Origin of the sequence: Streptococcus sp. SG2 (assembly GCF_030439925.1) — a bacterium.
In the GTDB taxonomy this organism is placed as follows: domain Bacteria; phylum Bacillota; class Bacilli; order Lactobacillales; family Streptococcaceae; genus Streptococcus; species Streptococcus gordonii.
In genome coordinates, this window is sequence record NZ_JAQFJD010000001.1 from 61,000 (window position 1) to 73,733 (window position 12,734).

16 protein-coding genes are annotated in these 12,734 nt (G+C 37.8%); 12 read left to right on the top strand and 4 right to left on the bottom strand.

What is annotated here, in order from left to right; all coding sequences use genetic code 11:
* The first annotated feature begins 21 nt into the window (after positions 1 to 21).
* Together serB and PCY09_RS00285 are read left to right on the top strand one after the other, a co-directional pair.
* Positions 22 to 669, top strand: a complete 648-nt coding sequence (serB, locus tag PCY09_RS00280) for a phosphoserine phosphatase SerB (protein WP_125397090.1) — start codon at positions 22 to 24, stop codon at positions 667 to 669.
* Positions 670 to 678: 9 nt separating this feature from the next.
* Complete coding sequence (locus tag PCY09_RS00285; protein WP_125397091.1) at positions 679 to 1,797, top strand: glycerate kinase; 1,119 nt, start codon at positions 679 to 681, stop codon at positions 1,795 to 1,797.
* Here the strand turns inward: PCY09_RS00285 and PCY09_RS00290 are convergent.
* Positions 1,794 to 2,132, bottom strand: coding sequence for a nuclear transport factor 2 family protein (locus PCY09_RS00290; protein ID WP_046165941.1), 339 nt, complete (start codon positions 2,130 to 2,132; stop codon positions 1,794 to 1,796). The genes PCY09_RS00285 and PCY09_RS00290 overlap by 4 nt on opposite strands.
* Position 2,133: 1 nt before the next feature.
* The gene (locus PCY09_RS00295) at positions 2,134 to 2,583 is read right to left on the bottom strand and encodes a DUF1694 domain-containing protein (RefSeq protein WP_125397154.1); all 450 of its coding nucleotides are present in this window, start codon (positions 2,581 to 2,583) and stop codon (positions 2,134 to 2,136) included.
* A gap of 205 nt (positions 2,584 to 2,788) precedes the next feature.
* Here PCY09_RS00295 and eno point away from each other — a divergent pair, with 205 nt between their 5' ends.
* The 6 genes from eno to PCY09_RS00325 all read left to right on the top strand — a co-directional run bounded on the left by eno (position 2,789) and on the right by PCY09_RS00325 (position 7,612).
* Positions 2,789 to 4,093 carry a surface-displayed alpha-enolase gene (gene eno / locus PCY09_RS00300; protein ID WP_045503682.1) on the top strand — a complete coding sequence of 435 codons (1,305 nt, stop codon included), beginning with the start codon at positions 2,789 to 2,791 and terminating at the stop codon, positions 4,091 to 4,093.
* Positions 4,094 to 4,164: 71 nt separating this feature from the next.
* A complete protein-coding gene (locus tag PCY09_RS00305; protein WP_061584912.1) occupies positions 4,165 to 4,509 on the top strand; it encodes a hypothetical protein in 345 nt (114 codons plus the stop codon).
* Between the two features lie 281 nt (positions 4,510 to 4,790).
* Positions 4,791 to 4,970, top strand: a complete 180-nt coding sequence (locus PCY09_RS00310; RefSeq protein WP_046165943.1) for a hypothetical protein — start codon at positions 4,791 to 4,793, stop codon at positions 4,968 to 4,970.
* 300 nt (positions 4,971 to 5,270) lie between these two features.
* Complete coding sequence (locus tag PCY09_RS00315; protein WP_046165368.1) at positions 5,271 to 6,251, top strand: Abi family protein; 981 nt, start codon at positions 5,271 to 5,273, stop codon at positions 6,249 to 6,251.
* Between the two features lie 266 nt (positions 6,252 to 6,517).
* Positions 6,518 to 7,108: a hypothetical protein gene (locus PCY09_RS00320; RefSeq protein ID WP_125397092.1), complete on the top strand. Its 591-nt coding sequence runs from the start codon at positions 6,518 to 6,520 to the stop codon at positions 7,106 to 7,108.
* A 99-nt stretch (positions 7,109 to 7,207) separates the two neighbouring features.
* The gene (locus tag PCY09_RS00325; protein ID WP_060970156.1) at positions 7,208 to 7,612 is read left to right on the top strand and encodes a PaaI family thioesterase; all 405 of its coding nucleotides are present in this window, start codon (positions 7,208 to 7,210) and stop codon (positions 7,610 to 7,612) included.
* 121 nt (positions 7,613 to 7,733) lie between these two features.
* Here PCY09_RS00325 and PCY09_RS00330 read toward each other — a convergent pair whose 3' ends face one another.
* Both PCY09_RS00330 and PCY09_RS00335 read right to left on the bottom strand, forming a co-directional pair.
* Positions 7,734 to 7,919: a hypothetical protein gene (locus PCY09_RS00330; protein WP_045503673.1), complete on the bottom strand. Its 186-nt coding sequence runs from the start codon at positions 7,917 to 7,919 to the stop codon at positions 7,734 to 7,736.
* 73 nt (positions 7,920 to 7,992) lie between these two features.
* Positions 7,993 to 9,003 (bottom strand): lactonase family protein, encoded by a 1,011-nt coding sequence (locus tag PCY09_RS00335; RefSeq protein WP_125397093.1) that lies wholly within the window; start codon positions 9,001 to 9,003, stop codon positions 7,993 to 7,995.
* Between the two features lie 275 nt (positions 9,004 to 9,278).
* On the opposite strand from PCY09_RS00335, the gene PCY09_RS00340 reads away from it, so the two are divergent.
* From PCY09_RS00340 to PCY09_RS00355, 4 genes are read left to right on the top strand one after another with little or no spacing between them, the layout of a single operon-like run.
* Positions 9,279 to 9,542: a hypothetical protein gene (locus tag PCY09_RS00340; protein ID WP_008809359.1), complete on the top strand. Its 264-nt coding sequence runs from the start codon at positions 9,279 to 9,281 to the stop codon at positions 9,540 to 9,542.
* Positions 9,543 to 9,572: 30 nt separating this feature from the next.
* Positions 9,573 to 10,826, top strand: a complete 1,254-nt coding sequence (locus tag PCY09_RS00345) for an efflux RND transporter periplasmic adaptor subunit (RefSeq protein WP_125397094.1) — start codon at positions 9,573 to 9,575, stop codon at positions 10,824 to 10,826.
* Positions 10,813 to 11,493: an ABC transporter ATP-binding protein gene (locus PCY09_RS00350; protein WP_053794512.1), complete on the top strand. Its 681-nt coding sequence runs from the start codon at positions 10,813 to 10,815 to the stop codon at positions 11,491 to 11,493. The genes PCY09_RS00345 and PCY09_RS00350 overlap by 14 nt, the downstream gene beginning before the upstream one ends.
* Positions 11,494 to 11,500: 7 nt before the next feature.
* A complete protein-coding gene (locus tag PCY09_RS00355) occupies positions 11,501 to 12,718 on the top strand; it encodes an ABC transporter permease (protein ID WP_008809356.1) in 1,218 nt (405 codons plus the stop codon).
* Positions 12,719 to 12,734 lie beyond the last annotated feature (16 nt).

The window sequence follows — 12,734 nt, forward strand, 5'->3', positions numbered from 1 at the left end:
TAATTGGTAAGGAGTTAAGAGATGAAAACAGTCAAAGGCTTGTTAGTCATGGATGTAGACAGCACCTTAATCATGGAAGAGGGGATTGACCTGCTAGGAGAGGAGGCTGGTATAGAAACTCAGGTCGCGGCTATTACCGAGCGTGCCATGCGAGGAGAGTTGGTCTTTGAAGCTGCCTTGCGTGAGCGGGTGGCCCTTTTAAAAGGGCTGCCAGAGGATATTTTTGCTCGAATTGCAGAAAGGATCCATTTCATGCCAGGAGCCGAGGATTTGGTCAAGGAGCTACATAAACGTGGTTATAAAGTAGGCTTGGTGTCAGGTGGTTTTCATGAGACGGTGGACAGACTGGCTGAGCAGCTAGGAGTTGACTACGTCAAGGCAAACCGTTTGGAAATCCAGCAGGGCATTTTGACTGGTCAAGTCTTAGGAAAGATTGTCACTAAGGATACCAAGCTTGCCATGCTAAATGCATGGGCAGCTGAAAACAATTTAGAATTAAATCAAACGATTGCTATGGGGGATGGCGCCAATGATTTGTCTATGATTCAGGCGGCGGGGATGGGAATCGCCTTTATGGCCAAGCCAATCGTGCGTGAGCAGGCTCCTTACCAGATTCAAGAACGCAACCTCTATCGGGTTATTGATCTTTTAGACAATAGAAAAGAATAGGAGAGAAGTATGCATATCCTAATTGCACCAGATTCTTTCAAGGAAAGTTTATCAGCTGCTCAGGTTGCTCAGGCTCTGCAGAACGGATTTTCTCAGGCCTTGCCAGATGCTAGCTTTGACTTGCTGCCGGTTGGTGACGGGGGCGAGGGGACAATGGCTGCGCTGACAGCAGCCTTGGGCTGGACTGAATTTTACCACACTGTGACTGGCCCTTTTGGCCAGCCAGTAAAAATGCCTTATGCTAGGAACGGTCAGCAAGCACTGTTTGAGATGGCTGACTTGGTCGGACTCGCCTCTATTCCTCATGAAAAACGAAATCCCTTGGCCATAGAGACCAAAGGATTGGGAGAATTGATTTTGTACCTAGCTGAAGACGGTGTCAGAAAAATTTTAGTGGGTGTTGGAGGTTCGGCCAGTAACGACGGTGGAATTGGATTGGCAGCTGGATTGGGCTATGAATTTTTCGATGTGGGCAATCATAGATTGCGCCCCATTGGCTCGTCTTTGGGAAAGGTCGCTCGAATATCAGCTGAGCAGGTTCCTGCTTTCTTGAAAGAACTTGAGATTGAGATTTTGACTGACGTTGACAATCCTCTTTGCGGTGAGCGTGGTGCGACAATTGTTTTCGGAGGTCAGAAAGGTCTAGCTCCCTTATTATTCTCTCAAGTGGATCAAGCCATGGCAGATTTCTATCAGTTGGTTGATCCTCAGGTGATTGATATGGATGGAGCTGGAGCCGGAGGCGGAATGGCTGCAGGACTGGTCGCTTTTGCTGGAGGAAAAATCGTTTCGGGTATCGAAACCTGTTTAGATTTACTGGATTTTGATGACAGAGTTAAAAAAGCGGACTTGGTCGTCGTTGGCGAAGGACAGATGGACCGTCAGTCTTTGGCGGGTAAAGCACCTGTTGGGGTCGCAAGACGAACACCTGAAGGTATCCCTGTACTGGCTATTTGCGGAAGTCTGGAAGATGATTTACCGGATTTCCCAGTTGGGAATATCCAGGCAGCTTTTCCGATTATTGCGCGAGCAGATAGTTTAGATAAGATACTAGAGCAGGCGGAGCAAAATTTGATTCGAACAGCAAGAAATATTGGCAATGTACTAAAAATGAAAAAAAGCGGTTAGTCCGCCTTTTTTAGTAGGTATTCAATTTCTTTGACTATCAAGCCTTTTTCAAAGAAGAAGATGTCACAAGACAGGTCCCCAAAGTCATTTTCTAAAATGGTCACAATCCGATTCTGGTCGGGACTAAGCTGATAATAAGTACAACGAAATTGGACGGGGTTGTTTTGGTAGACTTTTTGAATTTTAGTTAGATAGTCCGCCTTGCCTTTGATGATTTCGATTGTATCACCCTGTAATTCCCAGCTTACTTGATCAGAAAGAAAGGTCTGATAGGTTTGCCAGTCTCGCTGATTTTCTGCATCAAAAAAAGCAAAAAGTTTCTCTAAGTTAGTCATCTTATCCAAACCACTTTTTCCAGATAGTTTGCTTTTCTTTTGTAGGCTTTTCTGTTGGCTGAAAAAGACTAGCAAACTGTTGGAACATGTCCTTGTCATCCACTTGGACTAGATGGTCACTGTGGATAATGAGGCCAAAAGGAGAAGTTTGGCAATCACTAGAAACAATTGTTGCCTCACAACTAAGATCTTTAGATATTTTCAAATAAAAGATTTGATTGCTAGACTCCACTTCTGGTGAAATTTTGACTAGGACAGGCTGATAGTTTTCTACAATTTTGCTGAGCACTTCTTTGAAGTGACTACGAACGAGAGAACCGTTTGCTTGTTCAACAGAGCAGAAGGCTAGTACTCGTTCCTCAAAAGTTCCTAAAAATTTTCGTTGCTCATCAGGCTTAAGTTTGGCACCACCTTGGGCTTTCTCCATGATTACTTTATTAATATCTGTCATAGGTTTAGTATAGCACAAAGTTATAGGTGCTGCAAAAATACTTATTTTCATAATATTTCATAAGAATAGAAAAAGCATGAAGTGTGTAAGCGGTTGCTTGATAAATCTAGATTTTTTAAGGTTAAGAGACGATTTTTTCTTGAAAAAAACGCTTTTTTAGAGTATGATAGAAGAGTAAATAAAAAAACTCAAAGGAGAGTAAGAAATGTCAATTATTACTGATGTTTACGCTCGCGAAGTCCTAGACTCACGCGGTAACCCAACACTTGAAGTAGAAGTTTATACTGAATCAGGTGCATTCGGACGTGGAATGGTTCCTTCAGGAGCTTCTACAGGTGAACACGAAGCAGTTGAACTTCGTGATGGCGACAAATCTCGTTACGGTGGTCTTGGTACACAAAAAGCAGTTGATAACGTAAACAATGTTATCGCTGAAGCTATCATCGGTTACGATGTTCGTGACCAACAAGCTATCGACCGTGCAATGATCGCTCTTGATGGTACTCCTAACAAAGGTAAATTGGGTGCAAACGCAATCCTTGGTGTGTCTATCGCTGTAGCTCGTGCTGCTGCTGACTACCTTGAAATCCCACTTTACAGCTACCTTGGTGGATTCAACACTAAAGTTCTTCCAACTCCAATGATGAACATCATCAATGGTGGATCTCACTCAGATGCTCCAATCGCATTCCAAGAGTTCATGATCTTGCCAGTTGGTGCTCCAACATTCAAAGAAGCTCTTCGTTACGGTGCTGAAATCTTCCACGCTCTTAAGAAAATTCTTAAATCTCGTGGTTTGGAAACTGCCGTTGGTGACGAAGGTGGATTCGCTCCTCGTTTTGAAGGAACTGAAGATGGTGTAGAAACTATCATCGCTGCTATCGAAGCTGCTGGTTATGTTCCAGGTAAAGATGTATTTATCGGATTTGACTGTGCATCATCAGAATTTTACGATAAAGAACGTAAAGTATACGACTACACTAAATTTGAAGGTGAAGGCGCTGCTGTTCGTACATCTGCAGAACAAATCGACTACCTTGAAGAATTGGTTAACAAATACCCAATCATCACTATCGAAGATGGTATGGATGAAAATGACTGGGATGGTTGGAAAGCTCTTACTGAACGTCTTGGTAAGAAAGTACAACTTGTTGGTGATGACTTCTTCGTAACAAACACTGACTACCTTGCACGTGGTATCAAAGAAGGTGCTGCTAACTCAATCCTTATCAAAGTTAACCAAATCGGTACTCTTACTGAAACTTTTGAAGCGATTGAAATGGCTAAAGAAGCTGGATACACTGCAGTTGTATCACACCGTTCAGGTGAAACTGAAGATTCAACAATCGCTGACATCGCAGTTGCAACTAACGCAGGTCAAATCAAGACTGGTTCACTTTCACGTACAGACCGTATTGCTAAATACAACCAATTGCTTCGTATCGAAGATCAACTTGGTGAAGTTGCTCAATACAAAGGTCTTCAATCTTTCTACAACTTGAAAAAATAATCTTTTAATATTATTAGAGGTTGTAAAGCCTTGATATTAAGCACTTTGGGGCGTTATCCTAAGGTGCTTTTTTGAATTTACTACCCTTTGTACTACCCCAGTATAATGTGTTAGAGCGCAAGATACGAGATGCTGCTAAAAATCAAGATATGTTAGCTTATAAGAAATACAATACTATTAAGCAGATAACGGATATTAGGGTACAAACTAGTGAAGATGATGTTTTGCAAACAGTGAAAGAAGTTTATGTGTATAATCGCATCAATGTGATTGGCGCGTGCCAAAAGATTTTGTATTTAAGTTCTAGTCAGGCCTACGCTCATCTTAATAAAAGGTTTGATACTTATTCTGACTTGTATTTTAGTATTATTCCATTATCTGATATATCTACTTATCATAAGTTAGTAAAAAATTGATTTCCTTGCTAAAGTCAATAAGATATGAGATAATAAGAATAGGGTAAGTAGAGCAGTGGTTTGAAGAAGGAATACGCTCTATATCATAGAGAAATGGCGGTGCAAATCCGTCCTACTACTTTTTTAACCTCAGAAATGAGGTTTTTATTGTATAGATTATAACTGCCTTAATATAGTATTTAAAAATAGTTCAACTTTATTGGCAATATGATAGACAGGAGAACTAGGAATTGATTGATCTTTATAACAAATTGAATGAACGAATATATGAGAATTGTAAGATGTATTACGATAAATACTCAGAACAAGATAGATTAACTGATGAACAGTCTGGTATCATGGGGGGACTCTACCAATCACTAAACATCGTTGCAAATGAATATCTTATCAATAATGAGAATGATAATCTAAAATATAGAGAATTACTTGATAAGATCGAAAAACTGCTGAAACTAACTTAAAGCACCACAAATTCAGGAAAAACAAGTCCTCAATTGGATGCTGTTTTACGCATACAATCATAGTGGTATTTGATTAGCAAATGAAAAATGATTGAAAAGTAGATATAAACTGTTAACACTTCGAAAAATACACTAAACTTGATGAAAAGTAAAAAAATTGATAAAAAGAATAAAAATAGTTGTTTTTCTGAAACTTATATTATATAATTAATACGAAAGATATCAATGGCCTCCCACGCGTATGCGCAGACACGTTCTGATGGGAGGTTTTTTCATAAAAATAATTAAGTGGGAAATACTATGATTGAGCATTTTGAGCATAAAAGCTATGAAGAACAAATAAAACTTTTAGAGTCAAGGTCTATGTGTTTTGGGAATGAAGCATCTAGAGACAAGGCAATAAATAGTCTATCAATAGTTTCGTACTATAAAATTAAGGAATTTGCCAAACCATTTGCAAAGATAACAAAGAATGGTACTGAGAAAATTATTAATTACCAAAATACTAAATTTGAAATTGTTATTTCGAGATATTATCAAGATAAAAATTTGAGGTTAAATTTACTACACGCAATTGAAGATATTGAGGTTGCTTTAAAAACAAAGATAGCTTATGTATTGGGAAAGAGTGATTTAAATGGTTATGGCTATCTTAATTTTTCAAAGTGGTGCAATAAAGAAGAATATTGTAAGCATTATCTTAAGTATAGTGAAAATAAATTTAGAAAAAATTTATTAGTTGAGCTAAGGAAATCTTCTAATTCGGAAATAGATGAAAAATTAAAGATTGATCAATCAAAATATCCTCCCATCTGGCTTGCTGTAAATGTCCTTACGTTCGGACAAATGGTTAATATGTTAGAACTAATGTCTGTTAGGAATCTTAGTAAGATATCTAATTTTTTTAATTGTGATAATTCAGAGTTAATATCTTGGTTAAAATGTATAAATTTAGTTAGAAATATTTGCGCTCATAATTCAAATATTATTGACTTTAAATTTAAAACAGTTCCTCAATTAAAAGATGAGTGGAAAAATGATTTGTATGAGTTAAAACCAGGGGTTTATTCAAATAGAATTGCTTTACCGTTTCTTATAATTAGCTATATGATGAATAAAATAAACCCTAAGTACCATTTCAGTGATATCGTTAATTCGCTGGATAAGCTTATAAAAGACGATGATACTGCTAAATATTATGGCTTTAAATCCATCAGTACGATGGAGTCGATTAAATCTAAGTGGAATAAGAAGCCAAGAATACGCAGAAGAACTAGATAAAAAGCCCCAGAATAGGAGGTTTTTTCTCGCCTGCTGAACTCATAAATTTAATACCTTTTTTACTACCTTTTAAAAATAATGTGCTTGTATATACTTTGTATTATATTTTAAGATTAGTAAAAAAAGTGTTGTTGCTTGAGTATATTGTGATATCCTATATAATAGGGAGATGACTTGAAAAAATAATTCATTCAGATTGAATGAAGTAAGGATCCCTCAAGCTTGACTTGAGGGATTTTTGAATAAAGTAAAGGGAGACTCGGGAGATGATTTATTTTCTTCTATATATTCTAAGTAGAGAGTGGCCAGCTCTTATTCTCTTGATTGTTGGACTTCTTGTAGCTCATCGATGGAAGTCTAGGAATCTGGCACTTTTAGCGGTTCTTTTATTCTTTTTGGTCACCAGTATATTGTGGAAACCTCAGTTGAGTCCGTGGCTTGCTTTTCTCTTTTTATTCCTCGCTTTCTATTTATTGATTGAAAGATACAAATGGGTTCTTTATCCTGCTCTTACTTTAGGTTTGTTGCTGTTGGCAGTTTCTCCTATAATTGGCTTTCTTTTTACAATTTATGTTCCAGTAAGCCATTATGCCTATCTTGAGGAAAAAGGGCAGACAGTAGTAGTTCGAGAAGACTACTATGGAACTTTTTTTAGTGATAGTAATATAGAGATTATAACTTATGGCGAAGGGAAGCTTATACCAGTAAATGTAAAGCAGTATGATAATGTTCCTATGCATGAATTTAATGAAGCCAAAGATGTTAACGAAGATGCTTTTCTTGCTCAATCGCTAACAAGAGAACGATTGGAAGAATTAAAAGGCTTTATTAATAAAAGAAATCAGCAAAGACAATAGATTAGCTAGAATCAGAGTATTTATCGACTTCTTGGGGACTTTCCTTGCTTGAATCGATGAAAAGTAGTATGATAAGACACAGATTGTGAGGAGAAATAAATGAAAGATTTTCACTTTGATGCGATTTCAGCATTTGAGAACTACGAAATTGAAAAAATGGAGGATGGCCAAGTCATTGTTACGACCGAAGTGGTGACGTCTTCTCTAAACTATTATGGTAATGCTCACGGTGGCTACCTTTTTACTCTCTGTGATCAGATTTCTGGTCTAGTCTTGATATCACAAGGTTTAGATGGAGTAACGCTCCAGTCTTCAATTAACTACCTGCGAGCAGGACATGCTGGTGATAAGCTTACTATCTCAGGGACCTGTGTTCATCCAGGACGTAAAACGAGAGTAGTAGATGTGGTTATTAGCAATCAAGAAAAAGAAAATGTCTGCAAGGCAACATTTACCATGTTTGTTACAGGGCAAAGAAAAGAAGAAAGTCAGATTAATATTTAGTACTTAAGTCCCAGTTTTTAAATAGAAACTGGGAGCTATTTTTTAAAATGCCTAGCCAGTATCTGAAATTTGTGTATATATAAAAAAGCATCTCTCAATGAGGATGCTTTTTATAGTTTGCTTAAAACAAACCTTTGATTTTATCGATAGCGTCACTGGCCATTTCATTTCCAGCTACTAATTTTTTGGCTTGGTCTAGGTATTCGCCAAGTTTGTCTTTATTATCTTCAACAAACTTTTTAGCTGCATCGAAATCTTTCTTTTCGATCATTTCTTTTACTTGGTTAAATAAATCTAGGGGATTCATAACAGGCTACTTAGTCATTTTTTCATACGGTAATAATTTAATCAAACTATTAAATAGAAAGCAAGAAATCTGCTTACTTAAAGGTGACACAGACAGATTCAGGAACATAAAAGTCATGAGAGATTTCTGTTAATTTACCTCTTTCTATATCACGTTTGAAAACTGTTGCATTGTCAGAGTCTTGGTGAACAGCAATAATGTACTTTTGATCAGGTGTGATATTAAAATCGCGTGGATTCTTTCCATTAGTTGGTGTAATTTCGACTAATTCCAAACTGCCATCCTTGAGAATTTTATAGACAGCGATTGAATCATGCCCACGATTGGATCCATAGAGAAATTTGCCATCTGCAGAAAGTCTGATAGCAGCAGTACCATTTGCTCCAGTGAAGTCTTCAGGTAGGGTCGAGATAGTTTGTAAGTGGTCAAATTGGCCGACGCCATCATAGATAAGAACTTCAATCGTTGAGTTTAGTTCACAAATGAGATAAGCCATTTTGTAATAATTATGGAAGACTAGATGGCGTGCTCCAGCACCAGGCGCACAAGTGTAAGTATCTAATTTTTTTAGTTTCCCATCTTCTGAAAGGTCATAGGTTACCACTTGGTCAGTTCCTAAATCACATGTAACTAAGTATTGATCAGGTGTTAAGTCAGTGAAGTGAACATGAGCAGAAGCTTGATTCTCATGTGGACCAGATCCTTCATGCGTGTCAGAAACTGCTAACTTCAGACTGCCATCAGATAAACGTTTGTAGACTAGGACTTGCCCCTTATGATAGTTGGCTCCATATACCAAATCACGCTTTTCATCTACTGCAACATAACAGAGCGGAGCTCCTTCTTCAACGACATGATTTAAAAGCTTGAAATCCTTATCATATGCAGCGATTCCTCCTTGCCCATTTTCAGCCCCCACAGTATAAAGATGATCAGCAGCGTCAAATGCAAGATAGGTCGGACTGGCTTCTTCGGCCACTAGCGCTAAGTTTGACAAAATTCCATTATTTGAGTCAAAATCTGCCTTGTAAAGACCTTTTGATTCTCGACGTGTATAAGTACCAAAGTAAACTGTTTGTGTCATAATCTTACCTCGTATTGGTGTTTATTAAAGATATTGTCATTATATCATAAAATAGCTTGGATTGGTTTTCATGATAGGATATGCAAAAAATTCAAAAGAATAGTATCAGTTTAAAAAACACAAAAAAAACAGATGGCAGGTAGGAGGGTCTTAGATAGCTTTGTTAGAATAGATTTGTTCAAACAAAACAAAAAGGTTAAAAAGCTGTTTATGTTTGTTGATTAAAACATTTACAACAGATTTTAACCCAATAACTTACTAAAAAGGAGAACATCATGAACTTTAAAAAATTAGCTACTCTTATCGCTGTCTTAGGACTCTCAATTATATTTTTAGCAGCTTGTGGAAATAAGGATAAGCAAAAAACAGAGACCTTAGATGGCAAGCCAATTGATTACAAGAAGGATGCTGTAGATAAGAAAAACAAAGTAGTTGATGGGAAAGAAGTGACAGAATATACCATGCCAGATGGAAATATTGTTCAAATTCCGGTTGATAATGAAGAAGATACAGATACAGCAGATTCAAGTGCAGAATAATAATGAGTGGTCGTGAGACTTGGAGGCAGTATGTTACGAGGAAAAAAGAAAAATTCTAAAATTATTTTAATCAGTAGTGTAGCTTTATTGACTTGTGCAGCTGTGGGAGGATACTTCCTTTTGCAGCCAGGTCAAAATCAATCTGTTGTTGTTAACAATAAAGTTGACTCTAAAACAGTTCAAGAAGCTGTGGATGAAGCTAAGAAGAAAAGTTTGGTTTTATCTGGTGAAGTTGCACCGAATAATAGCAGTAAGGTTAAGATCGATCCATCAAAAGGTGAGGTCAAGGAAGTATTCGTCAAAAATGGCGACACTGTCACACAGGGACAGCCTCTCTTTTCCTATGTAACTTCCCAAGAGCTGACGGCTCAATCAGCTCAATATGATGCTCAGGCTAAGTCTAATAGTATTAGTACGGCGCAAAGTAATGCCTCAATTAAGTGGGAGACTTATAATCGTAAATTAGCAAATTTGAACAGCTTGCGTGAAAAATATAATGCGAATAATGATGAGTCTCTACTAGAGCAGATCAAATCTGCAGAAGATGAAGTTGCTCAAAGTTTAAGCGATGCGAATTCAGCTGATAATGAAGTAAAGAATGCTCAGATAGAAGCAGAAAAAGCTCAGGCAACAGCTCAAACTGAATCAGACCGAATGAAATATGATACAGTAACAGCAGATACAGCGGGCACTATCACTTCTATGAATGAAGACTTACCGACTCAATCAAAGGCTAAGAAAGAAGAAGAAAACTTTATCGAAATCATGGACAAGTCCAAGACTTTTGTAAAAGGGAACGTTAGTGAATTTGATCGCGAGAAATTACAAGTAGGACAAAAGGTTGAAGTAGTTGACCGTAAGAACCCTAAGAAAAAATGGACAGGTACAGTAACTCAAGTCGGTACTCTTACAGCGGATGCAGCAGCAAATGGTAACAAACAACAACAGGAAAATCCAAATCAAGCTAAATATCCATATAAAGTAGAGTTAGACCAAGCCGAAAATATGCCTTTGATTGGTTCTCATACTTATGTCAACGTTATTGAAAATGCGCCTGAAGCAGGCAAGGTTGTTGTGAATAAATCTTATGTGTTCACAGAAAACGGTAAATCTTATGTTTGGAAAGTAGAAAACAAAAAGATCAAAAAACAAGAAGTCAAGACCAAGGACCTTAAGGGTTCGCTTGTTGAAATCACAGAAGGTTTGAAGATGGAAGACAGTATCTCTAGTGTTAAGAACGGCATGAAAGAGGGCATGGAGGTAGGAGCAGATGTTAAAGCTTAAAGAAATCCATAAATCTTACCAACAGGGCAGTCAGGAATTTCCTATTCTAAAAGGAATCGATCTTCATGTAAAAGAAGGTGATTTTCTAGCTATTATGGGTCCGTCAGGATCCGGTAAATCAACTCTGATGAATATCATAGGGTGCTTGGACAAGGCTAATGCTGGAACTTATCATATTGAAGGTACGGATGTATCCAATCTGTCGGATAATCAATTGTCAGATTTACGAAATCAAAAGATTGGCTTTGTATTTCAGAACTTCAATCTGATGCCAAAATTAACGGCTTGTCAAAATGTGGAATTGCCTTTAACTTATATGAAGATTCCCAAAAAGGAAAGACGGGAACGGGCAATGGAAATGTTACGTTTGGTAGGCTTAGAAGAGCGAAGCGAATTTAAGCCAATGGAATTATCAGGGGGACAAAAGCAGCGGGTAGCCATTGCCCGCGCTTTGGTTACTAACCCAAGTTTTATTCTTGGAGATGAACCGACTGGGGCCTTGGATACCAAGACCAGCGTACAAATCATGGAACTTTTTAAGCAGTTTAATGAAGCTGGAAAGACAATCGTGATTATTACCCATGAACCAGAAGTGGCTCAAATGTGCAAGAAAACAGTTGTTTTACGAGATGGAAATATTGAACACAAAGAGGTAGAAAGGAATTAAGACATTTATGGAAGATATTTTTGTAGCTCTAAATTCCATTTTATCGCATAAAATGCGCTCAATGTTGACCATGCTGGGAATTATCATTGGGATCGGTGCCATCATTGCTATCTTTTCAATTATCGAAGGAAATACAGAAAACACCAAGAGACAGTTGATCGGTGGCAGTAATAATACCATCAAAGTGGTCTATGATAAGAAGAATGTGATTGACCCTAGTATACCTGAAAAGGCTCAGGCAAAAAAACCTGGCTACATCCCTTTCATGGGTGAAGATATACTAAATAAGATTCGAGAAATTCCTGGTGTTAAGAATGCTCTTTTAACCTATGGAACGGATGACAAGATTTACCATCTGGAACAAAAAACATCTGGTAAGGTACAGGCTGTTTCTCAAAATATCGCAGAAATCAAGAAAATGCGGACCGTAGAGGGTGCAGATTTTTCCGATCCTGCTTTCCAAAACCAAGAGCAGGTTACTTATCTGGAAAAATCTCTCTATGATAGTCTCTTTCCAAATGGAAATGGGATTGGAAAATACATCGAAGTCAAGGGAAGTCCTTTCAAGGTAATTGGTGTTTTTGAGTCTACGGAACAAAGTGGCTTGACAGCGGGAGCTGATCGGGTTGCCTACATTCCACTCCAACAATGGCACAGGCTTTTTGAGGAGCTGAATGTCAATCCTGAGGTGACAGTTCAAACCTATAAAGCAGATGATCTAAAGAAGGTGGCAAAAAAAGTTGGAGATTATCTCAATCAACAAGTCCCTAGTTCTGATTATATGTTTGGGGTGCTGAATTTACAGGAATTTGAACGCCAATTAGATAATTTGAACCAATCAAACTTTGTACTTTTGGCAGGGATTGCCAGTATTTCCCTTCTGGTCGGAGGGATTGGTGTTATGAACATCATGCTAGTCTCTGTTACAGAAAGGACTCGTGAAATTGGTATTAAAAAGGCTTTGGGAGCAAGACGAAAAATCATTCTCAAGCAGTTTTTGATTGAAGCAGTTATCTTGACCTTGATGGGTGGATTTATAGGAGTAGTGGCTGGAATCCTATCTGGTTTTGCTATTACTCAGTCATTGGCTTATCCTTACATTCTTTCCCTCTTCTCAGTCTTTGTAAGTTTGCTATTTTGTTGTATAATAGGGGTAGTATTTGGATTGCTACCTGCCGTCAAGGCGTCCAAGCTTGATCCAATCGAAGCTTTGCGCTTTGAATAGAAGTAATAAGGAGTCA